At 70.4% G+C, this 20,009-nt stretch carries 16 protein-coding genes; 10 read left to right on the forward strand and 6 right to left on the reverse strand.

The genetic code is table 11. The features are described 5' to 3' along the window. Positions 1–68 precede the first annotated feature (68 nt). Positions 69–557, reverse strand: coding sequence for a ribose-5-phosphate isomerase (locus RM609_RS14640; RefSeq protein ID WP_311611092.1), 489 nt, complete (start codon positions 555–557; stop codon positions 69–71). A 179-nt stretch (positions 558–736) separates the two neighbouring features. Here RM609_RS14640 and RM609_RS14645 point away from each other — a divergent pair, with 179 nt between their 5' ends. Then, positions 737–2,182, forward strand: a complete 1,446-nt coding sequence (locus RM609_RS14645) for an amino acid permease (protein WP_438828438.1) — start codon at positions 737–739, stop codon at positions 2,180–2,182. A gap of 103 nt (positions 2,183–2,285) precedes the next feature. Here the strand turns inward: RM609_RS14645 and RM609_RS14650 are convergent, their stop codons facing one another. Then, positions 2,286–2,885: a biotin transporter BioY gene (locus RM609_RS14650; RefSeq protein ID WP_311611093.1), complete on the reverse strand. Its 600-nt coding sequence runs from the start codon at positions 2,883–2,885 to the stop codon at positions 2,286–2,288. Between the two features lie 299 nt (positions 2,886–3,184). Between RM609_RS14650 and RM609_RS14655 the strand changes: the two genes are divergently transcribed. The 3 genes from RM609_RS14655 (at position 3,185) to RM609_RS14665 (ending at position 6,955) form a co-directional block, all read left to right on the forward strand. After that, positions 3,185–4,591, forward strand: coding sequence for an amino acid permease (locus RM609_RS14655; protein WP_311611095.1), 1,407 nt, complete (start codon positions 3,185–3,187; stop codon positions 4,589–4,591). A 148-nt stretch (positions 4,592–4,739) separates the two neighbouring features. Further along, on the forward strand, positions 4,740–6,146 hold the full coding sequence (locus RM609_RS14660; protein WP_438828439.1) for an amino acid permease: 1,407 nt from the start codon (positions 4,740–4,742) through the stop codon (positions 6,144–6,146). A 167-nt stretch (positions 6,147–6,313) separates the two neighbouring features. Further along, a complete protein-coding gene (locus RM609_RS14665; protein WP_311611096.1) occupies positions 6,314–6,955 on the forward strand; it encodes a superoxide dismutase in 642 nt (213 codons plus the stop codon). A gap of 136 nt (positions 6,956–7,091) precedes the next feature. Here RM609_RS14665 and RM609_RS14670 read toward each other — a convergent pair whose 3' ends face one another. Together RM609_RS14670 and RM609_RS14675 are read right to left on the reverse strand one after the other, a co-directional pair. After that, positions 7,092–7,724, reverse strand: a complete 633-nt coding sequence (locus RM609_RS14670) for a hypothetical protein (protein ID WP_311611097.1) — start codon at positions 7,722–7,724, stop codon at positions 7,092–7,094. 79 nt (positions 7,725–7,803) lie between these two features. Further along, positions 7,804–8,445, reverse strand: a complete 642-nt coding sequence (locus RM609_RS14675; protein WP_311611099.1) for a mycothiol-dependent nitroreductase Rv2466c family protein — start codon at positions 8,443–8,445, stop codon at positions 7,804–7,806. A gap of 128 nt (positions 8,446–8,573) precedes the next feature. Between RM609_RS14675 and pepN the strand changes: the two genes are divergently transcribed. Together pepN and RM609_RS14685 are read left to right on the forward strand one after the other, a co-directional pair. Then, the gene (gene pepN, locus RM609_RS14680) at positions 8,574–11,177 is read left to right on the forward strand and encodes an aminopeptidase N (protein WP_311611100.1); all 2,604 of its coding nucleotides are present in this window, start codon (positions 8,574–8,576) and stop codon (positions 11,175–11,177) included. A 112-nt stretch (positions 11,178–11,289) separates the two neighbouring features. Next, positions 11,290–12,336: a hypothetical protein gene (locus RM609_RS14685; protein WP_311611102.1), complete on the forward strand. Its 1,047-nt coding sequence runs from the start codon at positions 11,290–11,292 to the stop codon at positions 12,334–12,336. A 51-nt stretch (positions 12,337–12,387) separates the two neighbouring features. On the opposite strand, the gene RM609_RS14690 is transcribed toward RM609_RS14685, so the two are convergent. Further along, positions 12,388–14,139: a TIGR03767 family metallophosphoesterase gene (locus RM609_RS14690; RefSeq protein ID WP_311611104.1), complete on the reverse strand. Its 1,752-nt coding sequence runs from the start codon at positions 14,137–14,139 to the stop codon at positions 12,388–12,390. Between the two features lie 513 nt (positions 14,140–14,652). Between RM609_RS14690 and RM609_RS14695 the strand changes: the two genes are divergently transcribed. Next, a complete protein-coding gene (locus tag RM609_RS14695; protein ID WP_311611105.1) occupies positions 14,653–17,973 on the forward strand; it encodes a S8 family serine peptidase in 3,321 nt (1,106 codons plus the stop codon). A gap of 89 nt (positions 17,974–18,062) precedes the next feature. Here the strand turns inward: RM609_RS14695 and RM609_RS14700 are convergent, their stop codons facing one another. Next, on the reverse strand, positions 18,063–18,203 hold the full coding sequence (locus RM609_RS14700; RefSeq protein ID WP_311611106.1) for a hypothetical protein: 141 nt from the start codon (positions 18,201–18,203) through the stop codon (positions 18,063–18,065). A gap of 85 nt (positions 18,204–18,288) precedes the next feature. Between RM609_RS14700 and RM609_RS14705 the strand changes: the two genes are divergently transcribed. From RM609_RS14705 to RM609_RS14715, 3 genes are all read left to right on the forward strand, one after another. After that, on the forward strand, positions 18,289–18,495 hold the full coding sequence (locus tag RM609_RS14705; RefSeq protein ID WP_311611108.1) for a toxin-antitoxin system HicB family antitoxin: 207 nt from the start codon (positions 18,289–18,291) through the stop codon (positions 18,493–18,495). Further along, entirely contained in the window at positions 18,492–18,797 is a 306-nt protein-coding gene (locus RM609_RS14710; RefSeq protein WP_311611110.1) for a hypothetical protein, read from the forward strand. Before RM609_RS14705 ends, RM609_RS14710 begins: the two co-directional genes overlap by 4 nt. Before the next feature lie 135 nt (positions 18,798–18,932). After that, entirely contained in the window at positions 18,933–19,976 is a 1,044-nt protein-coding gene (locus RM609_RS14715; protein ID WP_311611112.1) for an aspartate-semialdehyde dehydrogenase, read from the forward strand. The last annotated feature ends 33 nt before the right edge of the window (positions 19,977–20,009 follow it).

Raw genomic sequence — 20,009 nt, forward strand, 5'->3', positions numbered from 1 at the left:
CTGCCCCAACCACCCCCCCGATTGCCCCGAAGCGTCGAGGAACCCTGGAGGTGAGTGGGGCGGCCGCGTCAGTCCTGCTGCGGGTGGTGCGCCGGGATGGCCGGGAGTTCGCCCGTGCTCTCGTAGCGGCTCAGCATCTCGATGCGGCGCGTGTGACGCTCGTCACCGGAGTACGGCGTGGCCAGGAAGATCTCGACGAACTTCGTCGCCTCCTCCTGCGAGTGCATGCGGGCGCCGACGCTGATGACGTTGGCGTTGTTGTGCTCGCGGCCGAGGGAGGCCGTCTGCTCGCTCCAGGCCAGGGCTGCCCGGACGCCCTGGACCTTGTTCGCGGCGATCGCCTCGCCGTTGCCCGAACCGCCGATCACGATGCCGAGGGCGTCGGCGTCCGCGGCGGTCCTCTCGGCCGCGCGGAGACAGAAGGGCGGGTAGTCGTCCTGGGCGTCGTAGATGTGAGGACCGCAGTCGACGGCCTCATGGCCGTGGGCCTTGAGCCACTCGACGAGGTGGTTCTTGAGTTCGTAGCCGGCATGGTCGGAACCGAGGTACACGCGCATGCGTCCGAGTGTGGCACGAACGCGGAGGCGGATCGATCAGCAGGGGGCGGCGGCGCCCATGGTGACTCTGGGTGAACACAACGAAATGGATTCGGGTCTTCCTAAAGACGCCTTTAAAAAGTTCTAATGCGGTGGCTCGCAACCCGAGAACCAAAGGAACGACCCGAAGGAACGTGCAGATGAGCGCGACACCGCCGACCATGACGAAGGGGTCGACGACCGGCGATCCCGGTAACGCCCCGGCGTCGGGCGGGGACGGCCTCAAGGCCGGACTCAAGAACCGCCACCTGTCCATGATCGCCATCGGTGGTGTCATCGGAGCGGGCCTCTTCGTGGGTTCCGCGTCCGGCATCGCCGCCGCCGGCCCCGGCATCCTGATCTCGTACGCCCTCGTGGGCGCGATGGTCGTCTTCGTGATGCGGATGCTCGGCGAGATGGCCGCCGCCAACCCCACCTCCGGTTCCTTCTCCGCCTACGCGGACAAGGCACTGGGCCGCTGGGCCGGTTTCACCATCGGCTGGCTGTACTGGTTCTTCTGGGTCGTCGTGCTCGCGGTCGAGGCGACCGCCGGCGCCAAGATCCTCCACGGCTGGGTGCCGGGCGTGCCGCAGTGGGGCTGGGCCCTGATAGTGATGGTGGTCCTCACGGCCACCAACCTGGCCTCGGTCAGCTCCTACGGCGAGTTCGAGTTCTGGTTCGCCGGCATCAAGGTCGTGGCGATCGGCGCGTTCGTCGTCATCGGTCTGCTCGCCGTCTTCGGCGTGCTGCCCGGCTCCGACAACCCCGGCCACGGCTTCGACTTCCTCACCTCGCACGGCGGTTTCCTGCCGCACGGCCCCGGGGCGATCCTCACCGGTGTGCTGATGGTCGTCTTCTCCTTCATGGGCAGCGAGATCGTCACCCTGGCCGCCGGTGAGTCCGAGGACCCGCAGCGCGCGGTGACCAAGGCCACCAACAGCGTGATCTGGCGTATCGGCGTCTTCTACCTGGGCTCGATCCTCGTCGTGGTCTCCCTGCTCCCCTGGGACTCCAAGGAGATCGCCGAGAAGGGCAGCTACGTCGCGGCCCTCGACTCGATCGGCATCCCGCACGCCGGCCAGATCATGAACGTGATCGTGCTGACCGCCGTGCTGTCCTGCCTGAACTCGGGCCTCTACACCGCCTCCCGCATGGCCTTCTCCCTCGGCCAGCGCGGCGACGCCCCGAAGGCCTTCGCCAAGGTCAACCCCCGCGGCGTCCCGCAGGCGGCGATCCTGGGCTCGGTCGTCTTCGGCTTCATCTCGGTCGGCTTCAACTACATGTGGCCCGACACCGTCTTCAAGTTCCTGCTGAACTCCTCGGGCGCGGTCGCGCTCTTCGTCTGGCTGGTCATCTGCATCACGCAGCTGAAGATGCGCGGGGTCATCCTGCGCGAGATGCCGGAGAAGCTCGTCGTCCGGATGTGGCTCTTCCCGTATCTGACCTGGGCCACCATCGGCATGATCGTCTTCGTGCTCGGCTACATGGTCGTGGACGGCGGCGACAACCGGGAGCAGGTCCTGCTCTCCACCCTCGTGGGCGCCCTGGTCCTGGCCATCGGCCTGGTCCTGGACAAGCGGCGCAAGGCCGTCCGGGCCGCGGAGTAATCCAGCGGTACGGACAAGCGGTACGGATACGGGCCGGGCCCGCACCCCCTCCTCGGGGTGCGGGCCCGGCCCGTACGTATATATACGTGGCGCGTGCGCGGACTCAGCCGCGGCGGCCCAGCAGCTTCCACGCCGCCGGGAGCGCGCCCATCGCCAGGGCGGCCTTGAGGACGTCACCGATCAGGAAGGGCGTCAGGCCCGCCGCGACGGCCTGGGCGAACGACATGTGGGTGGCCAGCGCCAGGTAGGGGACGCCGACCGCGTAGATGATCGCGGAGCCCAGGGCCATGGTGCCGGCGGTGCGCAGTACGGAGCGGTCGGCGCCGCGGCGGGCCAGGGCGCCCACGACGGTCGCGGCGAGCAGCATGCCCAGCACATAGCCGAAGGACGGGAAGGCGGCGCCGGAGCGGGCCTCGGCGAACCACGGCATGCCCACGACGCCGGCCACGGCGTACAGGGCGAGGGAGAGGAAGCCGCGGCGGGCGCCGAGCGCGGTGCCCACGAGCAGGGCGGCGAAGGTCTGGCCGCTGACCGGGACCGGGGAGCCGGGGACGGGCACGGCGATCTGGGCGGTGAGGCCGGTCAGCGCGGCGCCGCCGACGATCAGGGCGGCGTCGCGGACGCGGGCCCGGCCGGCCGTCGAGGCGGGGAGCAGGTCGGCGAGGACCGTACCGGTCCGGGGAAGGGTGGCGACGGTGGCCATCGGTACTCCGCGAGTGTTGAGGGACGAGTGGGACACGCCGACGTTAGCCGAGCGTAAGGCTCTGGGCACCGGGCGGCGGTGACAAAGGCCGACGCCCGGTCTTGGCGGGTTCCGAGCGCACGGAGGGCGGAGTACGCACTGTTGGCGGAGGTTTCACCGGGAAACGTGATGCTCGTCACGGACTGCGAGTGGAGCTTGGCCAGTGGCCCCCACCCGGGAGACTCTGGTCCCTACCCTTTGCGCGAATTTGCGTTCTTGCAGATGCGCACAACTTCGCAAGACCCGAAAGAACGAGCTCCATGCACGATGCACCGCCCGTCGTCGAGCCACTCGCCGGCGAGAAGGAACCGCTTGCGGCGGGTCTGAAGCAGCGCCATCTGACGATGCTCGGGCTGGGCGGGGTGATCGGCGCCGGGCTCTTCGTGGGTTCGGGCGCCGGGATCGCGGTCGCCGGGCCCGGGATCATCCTGTCCTATCTACTGGCCGGCGGGCTTGCGATGCTGGTCATGCGCATGCTGGGCGAGCTGTCGGCGGCGATGCCCGCCTCGGGCGCCTTCTCGGTGCACGCGGAGCGGGCGCTGGGCCGCTGGGCCGGGTTCTCGGTGGGCTGGCTCTACTGGTTCCTGCTGGTGGTCGTGCTCGCCGTGGAGGCCTCGGCGGCCGCCCGGATCGCCCATGGCTGGGCACCGGGGGTGCCGCAGTGGGGCTGGGTGCTGCTGTTCATGGTCGTCTTCACTGCTGCCAACCTCGCGGCCGTGAAGAACTTCGGTGAGTTCGAGTTCTGGTTCGCCGCCCTCAAGGTCGGCGCGATCGTGCTCTTCCTCGCCCTGGGCCTTCTTGCGATCTTCGGCGTTCTTCCCGACACCGACGCCGTCGGCATGACGAACCTCACCGGCCAGGGCGGGCTGCTGCCGCACGGCTGGGGCGGTGTGATCTCCGGTGTGCTGGCCGTCGTCTTCGCCTTCGGCGGCATGGAGGTCCTCACGATCGCGGCCGCCGAGTCGGAGGACCCGGCGCGCGCGGTGGGCCGGGCGGTGCGCAGCGCGATGTGGCGCATCCTCTTCTTCTATGTGGGCTCGATGCTGGTCATCGTCACCCTTCTGCCCTGGTCGTCGCTGAAGCCCGGGGAGAGCCCCTACGTGGCCGTGCTGGACCGCATCGGGGTGCCGGCGGCCGGTCAGATCATGAACATCGTGGTCTTCGTGGCGCTGCTGTCCGCCCTGAACGCCAACCTCTACGGCTCGTCCCGGATGGTCTTCTCGCTCGCCGAGCGGAAGGAGGCCCCCCGCGCGCTGCTGAAGGTCTCGACGGGCGGAGTGCCCCGGCGGGCGGTCCTCGCCTCGGTCGCGTTCGGCTTTGCCTCGGTGATTCTCAATCTGAAGTGGCCGGATTCGATCTTCCAGTATCTGCTGAACGCGGTCGGCTCGGTTCTGCTCTTCGTCTGGGGCCTTATCGCCGTTTCCCAGTTGCGGCTGCGTCGGCGGATCGAGCGCGAGACGCCCGAGCGGCTGACCCTGCGGATGTGGTGCTTCCCCTATCTGACCTGGGTCGCGCTGGCCGCGATGGCCGCCGTGCTGGTGCTGATGCTGACCGACGACACAGCCCGTCCGCAGCTGCTGTGGTCGGCGGGAGCGACGGCCGCGGTGGTCGTGGTGGCCCTGCTGCGCGACCTCCGGCAGCGGTCCTCGGCAACCGCCGACCGCTGACCAATTTCGTTTCTGCCGAAATGTCAGTCGCGGAAGGTCACATGTCTGTCTGAATACCGGACAGATGTGTGAAGGGTGTTGTCCTCGGCCAACCTGACCTCCACACTGAGGCAAATTTCCGCTCACACCCAACGGGGCTTTTACGATCATGACTGGTATACCCTCCCCGCCGGCGACCGGCCCCGCCGACGCGATCCCGGACACCCCACCGGGCCCCTCGCTGTCGCACGGACTCAAGCAGCGCCATCTGTCGATGATCGCGCTCGGCGGCGTCATCGGCGCCGGGCTCTTCGTGGGGTCCGGTGCGGGCATCGCCGCGGCCGGACCGTCGATCGTGCTCGCGTATGCGGCCTCCGGCATTCTCGTGATGCTCGTGATGCGCATGCTCGGTGAGATGTCCGCGGCCAACCCCGCCTCGGGCAGCTTCTCGGTCCACGCCGAGCGGATGATCGGCCCCTGGGCCGGCTTCACCGCCGGCTGGGTGTTCTGGACCCTGCTGTGCGTCGCCGTCGCCGCCGAGGGCATCGGCGCGGCGGCCATCATGACGAGCTGGTTCCCCGGTACGTCCTCCTGGATGTGGGTCGCCCTGTTCATGGTCGTCTTCACCGGCAGCAATCTCGCGGCGGTGAGCAATTTCGGCGAGTTCGAGTTCTGGTTCGCCACCCTCAAGGTGGCCGCGATCGCGGTCTTCCTGGTTCTGGGCATCCTCGCCATCGCGGGCGTCCTCCCCGGCACCCACGCCCCCGGCACGGCCAACCTCACCGGGCAGGGCGGCTTCTTCCCCATGGGCGGCAACGGCCTCGTCGTCGGCCTGCTCGCCTCCGTGTTCGCCTACGGCGGCCTGGAGACGGTGACCATCGCCGCCGCCGAGTCCGAGCACCCGCGCAAGGGCGTGGCGAGCGCGGTCCGCACGGCCATGTGGCGCATCGCCCTGTTCTACGTGGGCTCGCTGCTGGTCGTCGTCACCCTGATCCCCTGGAACGACCCCTCGGTCGCCAAGAGCGGCCCCTACGTCGCCGTCCTCAACCACCTGGACATCCCCGGCGCCGGTCAGATCATGAACGTGGTCGTGTTCATCGCCCTGCTCTCGGCGATGAACGCCAACATCTACGGCTCCTCGCGCATCGCCTTCTCGCTGGTCTCCCGGGGTCAGGGCCCCCGCCGGCTGGGCAAGGTCACCGGCGGGGTGCCGCGCTACGCGGTCATCGCCTCCGCCGCCTTCGGCTACGTCGCCGTGCTGCTGAGCTACTGGTGGCCGGACACCATCTTCAAGTGGCTGCTCAACATGGTCGGCGCGGCCACGCTGGTGGTCTGGTGCTTCATCGCGGTCTCCCAGCTGCGCGGCCGCAAGCGCACCCCGAAGGACCAGCTCCTCGTGAAGATGTGGCTCTTCCCCTACCTCACCTGGGCGGCCATCTTCGGCATCCTCTGCGTGCTGGGCCTGATGCTCCGCGATGAGGACACCCGCATCCAGCTGTACTTCACGGGCGGTCTCACGATCGTGCTCGCGCTGGTCGGATACCTGCGGCAGCGGGCGGTGGCCGCGAAGCGCTGACGCGCCGCCGTCCCCCTGTCATCGAGGCGGGGTAGGTCCTGATCTTCAGGACCTACCCCGCCTCCGTCTTTGGACCGAAGCCCTCCCCCGTTACCACTTCTGACTGGTACTTACTGGTAGCGTCTACCTGCAAGTAAATTGCAATAAGCAGTCGCGGAGGGCTCGGCATGGCCATCTACACACTTCCTGAACTTCCTTATGACTACTCGGCGCTGGCCCCGGTCATCAGCCCCGAGATCATTGAGCTGCATCACGACAAGCACCACGCGGCGTACGTCAAGGGCGCGAACGACACCCTCGACCAGCTCGCCGAGGCCCGTGACAAGGACGCGTGGGGGTCCATCAACGGCCTTGAGAAGAACCTGGCCTTCCACCTCTCCGGCCACATCCTCCACAGCATCTACTGGACCAACATGACCGGCGACGGCGGCGGCGAGCCGCTGGACAAGGACGGCGTGGGCGAGCTCGCCGGCGCCATCGCCGAGTCCTTCGGCTCCTTCGCCAAGTTCAAGGCCCAGCTGACCAAGGCCGCCGCCACCACGCAGGGCTCCGGCTGGGGCGTGCTCGCCTACGAGCCCATCAGCGGCCGTCTGATCGTCGAGCAGGTCTACGACCACCAGGGCAATGTGGGCCAGGGCTCCGTGCCGATCCTGGTCTTCGACGCCTGGGAGCACGCCTTCTACCTTCAGTACAAGAACCAGAAGGTGGACTTCATCGACGCCATGTGGGCCGTCGTCAACTGGCAGGACGTCAACGCGCGCTACCTCGCGGCGAAGGAGAAGGGCAGCTCCATCATCCTGGCGCCCTGAACCCCGCCCCTTGAGGCCGCCTGCTCGTGATCGTCTTCTCACCCTTCACGCGGCAGGCACGGTGGAGGCCCCCGCGCGGTCGCATCGCGCGGGGGCCTCGCCCATTGTTCAGGACCGATTGTCCAGGACCGATTGTTCAGGCGTGGTGCCCGAACGCCTCGCCGGTCACGGCGAACTCCTTCGCCAGGCCCGTCTCGTGCAACCGGGCGAACGGAGTGAAGGGTACGCCCAGCTCCCGTCCCCCGCGATCGAAGTTCCACGCCTTGTGCACGGCGCAGCGGTAGTCCACGACGGTGGTGCCGTCCACGGCGACCCGGACCGTGCCCGTCAGCCGGAATTCCACGTACCGCAGCGCCAGCCACCAGTCGGGGCTGACGCCGCGGGTGATCAGTACATCGCGCCAGCCGCTGTCGGCCGGGTAGGCGGCGGGGGCGCGGTCCCCCGACCTCGCCCAGCGCTTCAGGGCCTCGGCGCGCCACCGCGTCAGCTGGGCCTCCGTCGCGGCCCGCACGGCGGGCAGGGCGAGCAGCCGCTCGGCGTCGACGCGGTGCGGGGCGCCGGTGCCGCGGAGGTAGTGGCGCAGCATGCCCGCCGCGTTGCGCAGGCCCAGCAGCCGCCACAGGGCGGCGAGGGCGTGGCACGCCAGCAGGGTGAGCAGGTCGTAGGGGCGTACGGGCAGCGTGGCGTGGGCGGCGTTGCCGCAGGGGGGCTCGGGGTCGGCCCAGCCGCCGGTGCGGCCGAGGGGCCGGGTGAGGTCGGTCTGGCCCATAGGGGGACATTAATGGAGCCGGGGCCGGGGTGCGCGTTGATCAGCCCCCCGGCCCCGCCCCGGCCCGCCGCGTCAGTCGTCAGTCGAAGATCGGGCCCACCGTCCGGGTCCGCTTGATCTCGTAGAAGCCAGGCGTCGACGCCACCAGGAGCGTGCCGTCCCAGAGCTTCGCCGCCGCCTCGCCCTTCGGGGCCGGCGTGACGACCGGGCCGAAGAAGGCGACCTCGGCGCCGTCCGGGCCGGGCACGGAGATGATCGGCGTGCCGACGTCCTGGCCGACCTTGTCGATGCCCTCCTTGTGGGAGGCGCGCAGCAGCTTGTCGTACTCGTCCGTGTCCGCCGCGTCCGCGAGCGTGGCGGGCAGGCCCGCGTCCTCCAGGGCGGCCACTATCGTCTCGCGCGTGCGCGGCTGGTCCTGGTTGTGGAAGCGGGTGCCCAGCGCGGTGTAGAGGCGGCCCACGGCCTCGGCGCCGAACTGCTGCTCGGCCGCGACGCACACCCGCACGGGCGCCCAGGCCCGGCCGCCGGGGGCCATCGCGTCGCGGTACTCCTCCGGGAGCTCGTCCAGCTTGTCCTCGTTGAGCACGCCCAGGCTCATCACGTGCCAGCGCACGTCGACGGGCCGGACCTTCTCCACCTCGAGCATCCATCGCGAGGTCATCCAGGCCCACGGGCAGATGGGGTCGAACCAGAAGTCGGCGGTCGCTCTCTCCACAGTCACGCGGGTCTCCTCTGAAGCCGGTTGGTCGGCAGCCGGTTGGTCAGTGATTCAACAAGGAGCCGCGTGCCATGATTCCTGGTGTTCGATAAATGGGACGAGTGACGAGACAAAGCCGAGGGAGCCGCGTCGTGCCCGGTGAGAACCTGACCCGTGAGGAAGCCCGCGTCCGCGCCCGGCTGCTGACCGTGGACGCCTATGACGTGGCGCTGGACCTGCGCTCCGCGACCGGCCCGGGCGGCGGCGAGCCACGGACCTTCCGCTCCGTCGCCACCATCCGCTTCCGCTGCGCCGATCCTGGCGCCACGAGCTTCGCGGACCTGGTCGCGCCCGCGGTGACCGCCGTCACCCTCAACGGCCGGGAGCTGGACCCCAAGGAGGTCTTCGACGGCGCCCGCGTCGAGCTCACGGACCTGGCCGAGGAGAACGTGCTGGTCGTGGACGCGCTCTGCGCGTACAGCCGGACCGGTGAGGGCCTGCACCGCTTCGTCGACCCCGAGGACGGCGAGGTCTACCTCTACACCCAGTACGAGCCCGCCGACGCCCGCCGGGTCTTCGCCAACTTCGAGCAGCCCGACCTCAAGGCACCCTTCACCTTCTCGGTGACCGCGCCCGCCGGCTGGACCGTGCTGAGCAACGGCGCGCAGGACGGCGAGGCCGAGCGCGTGGACGACTCCTCGGCCACCTGGCGGTTCGTCCCCACGCAGCCGATCTCCACCTACATCACTGCTGTCGTCGCCGGCCCGTACCACGTCGTCCGCGACCACTACAGCCGCACCCTCGCCGACGGGACCGTCCTCGACATCCCGCTGGGCGCGCTGTGCCGCAAGGGGCTCGCCCCGCACTTCGACCCCGACGAGATCTTCACCGTCACCAAGCAGGGCCTGGACTTCTTCCACGACCACTTCGACTACCCGTACCCCTTCGGGAAGTACGACCAGGCGTTCGTCCCCGAGTACAACATCGGCGCGATGGAGAACCCAGGCTGTGTGACCTTCCGGGAGGAGTTCGTCTTCCGGGGCAAGGTGACGCAGTCGGCCTACGAGCGCCGGGCGAACGTCATCCTCCACGAGATGGCGCACATGTGGTTCGGCGACCTGGTCACCATGGAGTGGTGGGACGACCTGTGGCTCAAGGAGTCGTTCGCCGACTTCATGGGCTCCTTCTCGCTCGTCGAGGCCACCCGCTTCGAGAACGGCTGGGTGTCCTTCGCCAACCAGCGCAAGGCCTGGGCCTACCGCGCCGACCAGCTGCCCTCCACCCACCCGGTCACGGCGGACATCCACGACCTGGAGGACGCCAAGCTCAACTTCGACGGGATCACCTACGCCAAGGGCGCCTCGGTCCTCAAGCAGCTCGTCGCCTACGTGGGCCGCGACGCCTTCCTGGAGGGCGCCCGGCGCTACTTCAAGCGGCACGCCTACGGCAACACCCGTCTGACCGACCTCCTCCAGGTGCTGGAGGAGACCTCGGGCCGGGACATGGCCGCCTGGTCGCGGTCCTGGCTGGAGACGGCCGGCGTCAACGTGCTGACCCCGCAGGTCACCTATGACTCCACCGGGCGGATCACCGAGCTCGCGGTCCTCCAGGAGGCCAAGGACTCCCACCCCGAGCTCCGCCCGCACCGCCTCGCCGTCGGCCTCTACCGCCGCGAGGAGCCGGGCGGCCCGCTGCTGCGCTACGCCCGCGCCGAGGCCGACGTCACCGGCCCCCGTACGGTCGTGGCCGAGCTGACGGGCGCCGAGCGGCCCGAGCTGATCCTCGTCAACGACGACGACCTCACCTACTGCAAGATCCGCTTCGACGAGGGCTCGCTGGCCACCCTGCGCGAGCACCTGGGCGACCTCACCGACCCGCTGGCGCGGGCCCTGTGCTGGTCGGCGATGTGGAACCTCACCCGCGACGGGCTGCTGCCCGCCCGTGACTACCTGGAGCTGGTCCAGCGCTTCGCGGGCGCCGAGACCGAGATCGGGGTGCTCCAGATGGTGCAGACCTGGGCCACCGGGGCGCTCACCCACTACTCGGTCCCGGCCCGGCGCGAGGGCGCCGGCCGGGAGCTCGCGGGCAGCGCGCTGCGCGAGCTGCGGCTGGCCGAGCCGGGCAGCGGCCACCAGCTGGCCTGGGCGCGGTTCTTCGCCACCCACGCGGCCGAGGACGGCGACATCGAGATGCTGCGCGGCCTGCTGGACGGCACCGCCCGGATCGACGGGCTGGACGTCGACCAGGAGCTGCGCTGGACGTTCCAGGCCGCGCTGACCTCCCGGGGCGCGGCCGACGAGTCCGCGCTCGCGGCCGAGCTGGCCCGGGACAACACCGCCTCCGGCAAGCGGCACCACGTGCGGGCGCTGGCCTCCCGGCCGGCCGCGGAGGTCAAGGAAGGGGCGTGGCAGGCGGTCGTGGAATCCGACACGCTCTCCAACGCCCTGGCCGAGGCCACCATCTCGGGCTTCGACCAGCCGGGGCAGCGGGAGCTGCTGGCGCCGTTCGCGCCGCGCTACTTCGAGGTGATCGAGCGCGTGTGGCGGGAGCGGTCCATCGAGATCGCCATGGCCGTGGTGCGCGGGCTGTTCCCGGCGCTCCAGGACCGCCCGGAGACCCTGGCCGCCACCGACGCCTGGCTGGCGGCGCACCCGGACGCGGCCCCGGCGCTGCGGCGGCTGGTGCTGGAGGCGCGGGACGACCTGGCGCGGGCCCTGCGCGCCCAGGAGTGCGACGCGAACGCGGTTACGGCCTGATCCGACGCAGTTTCGACCCAACACCACCGGCCCGCCGGGCACGTTGTCATGAAGTGACGACGGGCCGGTAACAGCGGTTAGGGGGCGGCCGGGGAGCGGGAATGGCCGGGTCATGAACCCCAACACCCCCCTCTCCCCCCGCCCCCTCCACCACCTCTCCGACGTCCGCCACCGCGTCCTGAGCACACGTCAGCTGCGGGAGCACGGCGTCACCGGGTCCGTCACCGCCGAGCGGTGCCGCCCCGGCGGCCCCTGGCAGCAGCTGCTGCCGGGGGTCTTCCTGCTCCACACGGGCCCCGCCACCAGCGAGGAGCGGCTGCACGCCGCCCTGATGTACACCGTGCCGCGCGACCGGGTGCCCCGGCAGCCCGGCCCGGCCACGGACCGCGACGCCGCGCCCGCCCCCTACGGCCAGGCCATGATCACCGGACCGGCCGCGCTGGCGCTCCACCGCTTCACCTCCGTGCCCTCGCTGCTCTCCCTGGAGCACATCGACGTCCTCGTGCCGCGCACCCGCCGGCTGCGCGCGACGGGCTTCGTCCGGCTGGTCCGGGCACACACCGTGCCCCGGCCGAAGCTGCTGACGGGCCTGCCCGTCGCCCCGGCCGCCCGGGCGGTGGCCGACACCGTGGCGCGGCTGACCGAGCCGCAGGCCGTCCGGCGGCTGCTGGCGGAGGCGGTGCGCGGCGGGCACTGCGAGCCCTCGGTGCTCGTCCGGGAGCTGTCGCGGGCACGGCTGCTGAGCCGGCCGCACGTGGTGGACGCCGTCGACGCGCTGCTGGCCGAGGGCCGGTCGTTCGCGGAGGGCAGGCTGTACGAGATGGTGCGCGAGCACGCGCTGCCGGCCCCGCTGTGGAACGTCGACCTGCGGCTGCCCGGCGGGCCGTGCCTGGGGGGCGTGGACGCCTACTGGCCGGACCACGGGGTGGCGCTGGAGATCGACGTACGGGCCCCGCGCCAGGAGGGCGAGGTGCCGTGGTCGGAGCCGTCCCGCAAGCGCGAGCACCTGGACCGGCTGGGCATCACGCTGATCCGGCTGACGCCGAGGAAGCTGCGCGACGACGCGGCGCTGGAGCAGCAGGCCGCGGTCGTGCGCACCGCACTGGTGGCGTCGGCCGACCACGGGCCCACCGCGTATGTGGTGGTGCTGCCGCGGTGACGTGCCGGGCCGGTGGCCGGCGCGTCACCGCGGGGTCGGCGGGTCGGCGGCTCATCGGGTGGATAGGACCAGCTCGGTGTTGCGGTCGGTGGGCGCCCCGGCGAGGGAGGTGTCCGAGCCGGGGGCGTTGAAGGCCAGCTCGCGGTAGAGGGAGGCCAGGCCCGATTGCGAGAGGTCCTGGAAGTCGGTGCGGTAGGGGGCGTCCGACTCGATGAGCGTGGTGAACAGGGAGATCGTCCCGTCGTGGTTGTCGGTGATCTCGACGATGCGGGCGAGCTGGGGGTAGTCGACGTGGGAGGCCGTCGCGATCTCCCAGAAGGTGCCCCGGGGGCGGATGCGGTTGCGGTGGCTGTGGCCGTTGATCCAGGCCAGGACATTGTTGTGGCGCTGGAGCAGGGCGATCATCTCGTCGCCGCCGTGCCGCTTGTCGCGGGCCCGGGCGGGGTCGGGGACGGTGTTGGTCATGCTCCAGCTCGGGTGGTGGCTGAAGATCAGCGCGTACTGGTCCCGATGCTCCGTCAGAGTGCGGTCCAGCCAGTTCAGTTGCTCGGTGCTCAGGGAGCCCTGGTAGTGGCCGCCGGGGTCGGTGGAGTCGACGCTGACGCCGATGACCTTCTCGGAGATCTTGAAGGTGTAGTAGAGGGTGCCGGAGTCGAGGTTGGCCTTGGTGTAGCCGTGGCCGACGGGCCCCCGGCCGGCGTGCTGGGGGTCGAGGTGCGCGGCGATGTACTGCCGGGGGGTGAGCGGGGCCCGGCGCGGGTCGGGGGTGATCCTGCGCATCTCCTTCCGGTGCGCCTTGAGCATGGCCTCTATGCGCTTGCCCTTGGGGTCGGAGCCGCCCGCCTCGCCCTGCATCAGGTATTTGGCCTCGTCGGGCGGGATGTACTGGAGCTTGCGGTCGCCGACGCAGACGTCGGCGATGAAGGAGCCCGTCGCCGGGTAGCAGCCGCCGGAGAGCAGGTCGTGATTGCCGAAGGTGGAGTACCAGGGGACGTTCAGCCCGGGACTCGTGACCCGTCGGGTGACGGCGTCGAAGTAGCCGTCGATCCTCGGGTAGCCGGCCTGTTTGTCCTGGTCGCGCAGGTCGCCCTCGGGATGCCAGTAGAGCTTGAGGCCGCTGTTCTGGACGCCCTCGTAGTGCCGGGGGTCGCCGGTGTTGGGGTCCAGCCGGCCGCCGCTGAGGGCCGTGAGGAACCACTCCACCTCGATCCTGGCGTTCTCGTCCCCGTTGTCCCCCGTGGTGATCACGAACGCGAACGGGGTACCGGTCACCGGGCCCCGGCGCACCTTGTTGACCCGCTCGACGAGGGAGACCACGCCGGGCAGGGTGAGCGCCTCGTGCGGACGCCAGGCACCGGGCTCGCCGGAGCGGAAGAACTCGTAGCGCAGCGGGTGCTGTACGTCCGTCAAGTGCAGGTCGGTGAACTGCACGAAGGAGGCGAGGGTGGTGCGCCGGTCCTCGCGGCCGCCCTGGGGGGCGGCCAGCTCGGCCCGCACCTGCCGGGGCCAGCCGGGCCCGTCGCCCAGGCGCCGGTAGCCGCCGGTGCCGCGTGGCGCGGCGACGGAGACCAGTGTGGTGCCGGCCCCGGTGGGGGCGGCGGCGGGCTCCGCCGTGGGGGTGCCGGCCTGGGCGGTCGCACTCGCGGTCGCCCGGGCGACCGGTTCGGGCGGGGGATCGGCGGCCGCGTGGCTGTCGCCCGTCCCCAGCCCCAGTCCGGCGGCCGTGGTGACGGCGCCCGCGGCGGCCAGGAAGGCACGGCGGTCGAACTGCGACGCTGCGGTTCTGCGGGATCTGCGGTCCATGGCGGTCTCCCCGGGTGCGAACGCGAAGGCGAGCGGTCTGGCGTGCGGGCGGCGGGCCCCGTTGTCAAGGATCGTTGGCAGCCCGGATGACCTGGGCGTGAACAGGGCCGCAACGGTCGCCGCCGGTCACATCGCAAGGATCTTGGCTACTGCGAACTGACATACACCACTCGTCCCCTGGCGTACTGACGCTCACTCAGCGTTCACCCGCGTGGGAACCCTTGAGCCGCCCTTGGATGCAGTCTTTTAGTCCGTTTGTCCTACAGGCGCTGAGCCGAGGGAAGGGCGCCGACCGCTTCATGGCCCTCCGTCCCGCTTCATCCCACATGGCGTGTGGCGGGTTTACGCCATCTTTATATTCCTGCCCTGGCAACTCTCCCCAAACCCGCATCACTTCCATAAAAGTGATCGCTCATCCGGTTCCGATTTTCGGACGCCGCGTCGTGGTGCCCAGCGTTGTGCACTCTCCGCTCATTTTGCTGGCGCCTCATCACTTCCAGTCCAGGGATGCCCATGACCACCCCCACCCCCGACGCCCCGATCGCGCCGGGCGGCGCGAGACGCGCGGCCCGAATAGCCCTCGCGGCCTCCCTCGTGGCCGCCCTCACCGCCGCGGGCGCCGCGCCCGCCTTCGCGGACGACCCGAAGCCGGCCCCGGGCCCGGCGAAGTCCGCCTCGGACAAGCTCGGTTCGCACGACGCGGGCCTGCTCGCCAAGGCCAAGGCCGAGGGCGACAAGACCGTCACCATGATGATCGCCACGGCGCCGGGCCAGACCGGGCAGGTCGCCGCGAAGCTGGACGCGATCAAGGGCGCCTCGGTGGGCCAGGCGTACGACAAGCTCGGCTACGTCCGGGCGACCGTCCCCACCACCAAGGCCGACGCCGCCATCGACGAGGCCAAGAAGCTGGCCTCGGTGCACGGCATCGACCTCAAGCAGGAGATCCCCCTCCCGGACCCCACCCCGCGCGGGGATGCCGGAAACACGGCGCAGGGGGCGCCGAAGCTCGCCAGGGACAAGAAGTACCCGGCCCCCGGCAAGGACACCCCGGCGAAGAACCCGTACCAGCCGGCCTTCGAGACCGGTGCCGTCGACTTCGTCAAGGACCACCCCAAGGCCGACGGCCGGGGCGTGACCATCGGCATCCTGGACTCCGGCATCGACCTCGGGCACCCGGCGCTCCAGCGGACCACCACCGGCGAGCGCAAGGTCGTCGACTGGGTCACCTCGACGGACCCCCTGACGGACGCCGACGGCACCTGGCTGCCGATGACCCAGGACGTCTCCGGCCCGAGCTTCTCCTTCAACGGCCGCACCTACACCGCGCCCGGCACGGGCACGTACCAGGTGGCCCTCTTCAAGGAGAGCGTCACCGCCGGCGGCGACATGAAGGGCGACCTCAACCGGGACGGCGACACCACCGACTCCTGGGCGGTCCTCTACGACAAGGCCAAGGGCACCGTCCGGGTCGACCTCGACGACGACGGGAACTTCGGGAACGACGAGGAGATGAAGCCGTACAAGGACGGCTTCCAGGTCGGGTACTTCGGCAAGGACGACCCGGCCACCCCGATCGCCGAGCGCATCCCCTTCGTCGTGCAGATCCGCAAGGACGTGCCGATGGACCCGAAGGGCGGCGACTGGACCGGCAAGAAGGCCGACTTCGTCAGCATCGGCCTCATCGAGTCCGAGCACGGCACCCATGTCGCGGGCATCACCGCCGCCAACGGCCTCTTCGGCGGGAAGATGAACGGCGCGGCGCCCGGCGCCAAGCTCGTCTCCTCCCGGGCCTGCACCTGGTCGGGCGGCTGCACCAACGTGGCGCTCACCGAGGGCATGATCGACCTCGTCGTCAACCGCGGCGTGGACATCGTCAACATGTCGATCGGCGGTCTGCCGGCGCTCAACGACGGCAACAACGCCCGCTCCGAGCTCTACACCCGGCTCATCGACACCTACGGCGTCCAGCTGGTGATCTCCGCGGGCAACAGCGGCCCCGGCGCCAACACCATCGGCGACCCCGGCCTGGCCGACAAGGTCATCAGCGTCGGCGCGTCCGTCTCCAAGGAGACCTGGGCCGCCAACTACGGCTCCGAGGTGAAGACCCCGTACGCGATGATGCCCTTCTCCTCGCGCGGCCCGCGCGAGGACGGCGGCTTCACCCCGACGATCACCGCCCCGGGCGCCTCCATCAACACCACCCCGACCTGGGAGCCCGGCGCCCCCGTCGCCGAGTCCGGCTACGACCTGCCGCCCGGCTACGGCATGCTCCAAGGCACCTCGATGGCCTCCCCGCAGGCCGCGGGCGCCTCGGCGCTGCTGATCTCGGCCGCCAAGCAGAAGAAGACCAAGCTCACCCCGGCCGATCTGCGCACGGCGCTCACCAGCACCGCGAAGAAGATCAAGGGCGCCCAGGCGTATGAGCAGGGCTCCGGCCTCATCGACATCGTCGAGGCGTGGGAGGCGATCCGCGAGGGCGCGACCGCCCATGACTACACGGTCAAGGCCCCCGTCTCCACCACGCTCTCCGGCGCGCTGAAGACTCCCGGCTTCGGCACCGGCCTCTACGACCGCGAGGGCGGCCTCAAGGCCGGCGAGAGCCGTACGTACGACATCACCGTCACCCGTACCTCCGGCCCGGACAAGCCCGTGTGGCACGAGCTGGAGTGGCGGACCAACGACGGCACGTTCTCGCTGGTCGGCGACGACGAGGTCAAGCTGCCGCTGAACAAGCCGGTCACCGTCAAGGTCCGGGCCAAGGCGAAGACCGCGGGCATCCACAGCGCGATCCTCAATGTGAACGACGACCGCACCGAGGGCGTCGACAAGCAGATCATGACGACCGTCGTGGTCGCCGAGCCGCTCGCCCAGCCGTCGTACGTGGTGAAGAAGACGGCCACCGCCACGCGCAACGCGTCCACCTCGTACTTCGTGACCGTGCCCAAGGGCGCCAAGACCCTTGAGGTGGCGATGGGCGGGCTGGCCGCCGGCAGCCAGACCCGGTTCATCGCGATCGACTCCTCCGGCGTACCGGTCGACCCCGCCTCCACCGTCAACTGCTACCCGAACTACAAGAACCCGGCCAACACCTGCCGCCCGGACCTGCGGACCTACGCAAACCCGCTGCCCGGCGTCTGGGAGATCGAGGTCGAGTCCCGCCGCACCTCCCCGCTGCTGGACAACCCCTACACCCTGACGGCCTCGGCGCTCGGCACCACCTTCGAGCCGGCGGTCCAGTCCGTCCCCGAGGCCAAGGTCGGCACGCCGGTCGCCGTCTCCTGGAAGGCCACCAACGGCTTCGCGGCCCTGGACGGCACCCTCAAGGGCGGCCGGCTGGGCTCCTCGAAGATCACCCGTCCGGTGATCAAGCAGGGTGAGAAGCAGACCACCACGGTCACCCTCGGCGAGGGCGTCACCCGCTTCGAGGCCGCGATCGGCGGCACCGCCGACCCCAAGGCCGACCTGGACCTGACCGTCCTCAAGGACGGCAAGGTCGTCGGCTCCTCCACCAGCGGCGGCTCGAACGAGCTGGTCACCCTGGCCAAGCCCGCCGCCGGCGAGTACACGGTCGAGGTCAGCGGCTACTCCGTCCCGGCGGGCAGCACCGCCTACGACTACCGCGACGTCTACTTCGCGCCCTCCCTGGGCGAGATCAAGACCACCGCGGACCCGGTCAAGCTCGGCGCGGGCCAGTCCGCCCAGCTCACGGCCCAGGTCGTGGTCGCCGGCGCGGCTCCCGAGGGCCGCTCCTTCTTCGGCGACGTCCAGCTGGTCAACGCGGCCGGGTCGGTCGCGGGGACCGGCAGCGTGAAGATCGAGAAGGTTCTGCCGTAACCCTTCGGGGGTCCATACCCTTCGGGGATCCATGGCAGACGGGGCGGGCGTCCACGGGGGCGCCCGCCCCATCCGGTTCGAGTGGAGCGTTACGCCTGCTTGTCCAGGTCACGCCTACCGTTGTTCTCCGCCCGTTCCCGTGCCCGCTGCTCCTCGGCCTCTGCCGAGTCCAGCCAAGGGTTGAGCCTCAGCGCCTTGGCGCGCACGTCTCGCCACGAACGTCCGGCCATTTAAGCCTCCCTGCCTCTTAACCCGATCGGGTCACCGAGGACACGGAATCCGCGCGGTCACAGACACGATGACTATTCTGGTGGCATGAGTGTATTCACGGTCCGCATACCGGATGAGCTCGACGCCGACGTGCGTAAGGCTGCTGCTGATTCGGGGCTCTCCCTCAACGCCTACATGATCCGCACTCTGCGCCGCCAGATGGTGAAGGAAGCCGCAGAAGCCCAGGCCGCCGTCGGCGGGGTCCTTCTCGTCGACACCGGAGACGCCGACCCCGCGGGAGATATCCGTTGAAGCGTGGATCCGTCTGGGAACTCCCCTTCGCCGAGATCACAAGGACCGTCCTGGTCCTGTCCATCGACGAGGCCAACGAGAGCTACCGAGCGGCCGTGTGCTTGCTTCTGCACCCGGCAGGCGCCTATCCCGACACCCTCCTGTCCGTCCCCATCGCCGACCCGGTACGGGCCGTGGCCGTCCCGGTGAACCTGACGCAGTATGCGGCTCACCGGTTCGAAGACGCCAAGCTACTGGGTCACGTCACTCCTGACACGCTGGCACGCATCGAGCGAGCGGTGCGCGCCGTTCTCGATCTCTAGGCAGACCCGGTCCCGCCCCTCGGACAATCGATTGGACTTTTGGGGCGGGTACCACCACATGATGGAACCGTGCCGCCGGGCGGAACCGTCTCTGGTGGCAGTGGCAGATGTGGCGCACGTGAGTAGGGAGTCCTCGTGAGGATCGGAATCGTCGGAGCGACCGGCCAGGTCGGCGGAGTCATGCGCAAGATCCTCGCCGAGCGCGCTGCGTTTAATTCTCTGGGCCCGGTCGACACGCTGCGGCTGTTCGCCTCGGCCCGCTCCGCCGGTACGACCCTGCCCTGGGAGGGCACGGAGATCACCGTCGAGGACGCGGCCACGGCCGACTACTCCGGTCTGGACATCGTGCTCTTCTCCGCCGGTGGCGCCACCTCCAGGGCGCTGGCCGAGAAGGTCGCCGCGCAGGGCGCCGTCGTGATCGACAACTCCTCCGCGTGGCGTCGCGACCCCGAGGTGCCGCTGGTCGTCTCCGAGGTCAACCCGGAGGCGATCGCGAACCGCCCCAAGGGCATCATCGCCAACCCGAACTGCACCACGATGGCCGCCATGCCGGTCCTCAAGCCGCTGCACGCGGAGGCGGGGCTGACCGCCCTGATCGCCACCACCTACCAGGCGGTCTCCGGCTCCGGCGTGGCCGGTGTGGCCGAGCTCGACGGGCAGGTGCGCGCGGCCGCCGGCAAGGCGACCGAGCTCGCCCACGACGGCGAGGCCGTGGACTTCCCCGCCCCGGGCGTCTACAAGCGCACCATCGCCTTCAACGTGCTGCCCCTGGCCGGCGCGATCGTCGACGACGGCAGCTTCGAGACCGACGAGGAGCAGAAGCTCCGTCACGAGTCCCGCAAGATCCTGGACATCCCGGAGCTCAAGGTGTCCGGCACCTGCGTCCGCGTCCCGGTCTTCTCCGGCCACTCCCTCCAGGTCAACGCCCGCTTCGAGCGGCCGATCGGCGTCGAGCGCGCCTACGAGCTGCTGGGGGCCGCCCCGGGCGTCGAGCTGTCCGAGATCCCGACCCCGCTCCAGGCGGCCGGCAAGGACGCCTCCTACGTCGGCCGCATCCGCGTCGACGAGACCGTCGAGCACGGCCTGGCGCTGTTCCTCTCCAACGACAACCTCCGCAAGGGCGCCGCGCTGAACGCCGTCCAGATCGCGGAGCTGGTCGCCGAGGAGCTGCGCGGCTGACGCCGGGCGTACGCGAGGCGAAGGGGCGGGCCG

Origin of the sequence: Streptomyces hesseae, from assembly GCF_031845785.1 — a bacterium.
In the GTDB taxonomy this organism is placed as follows: domain Bacteria; phylum Actinomycetota; class Actinomycetes; order Streptomycetales; family Streptomycetaceae; genus Streptomyces; species Streptomyces hesseae.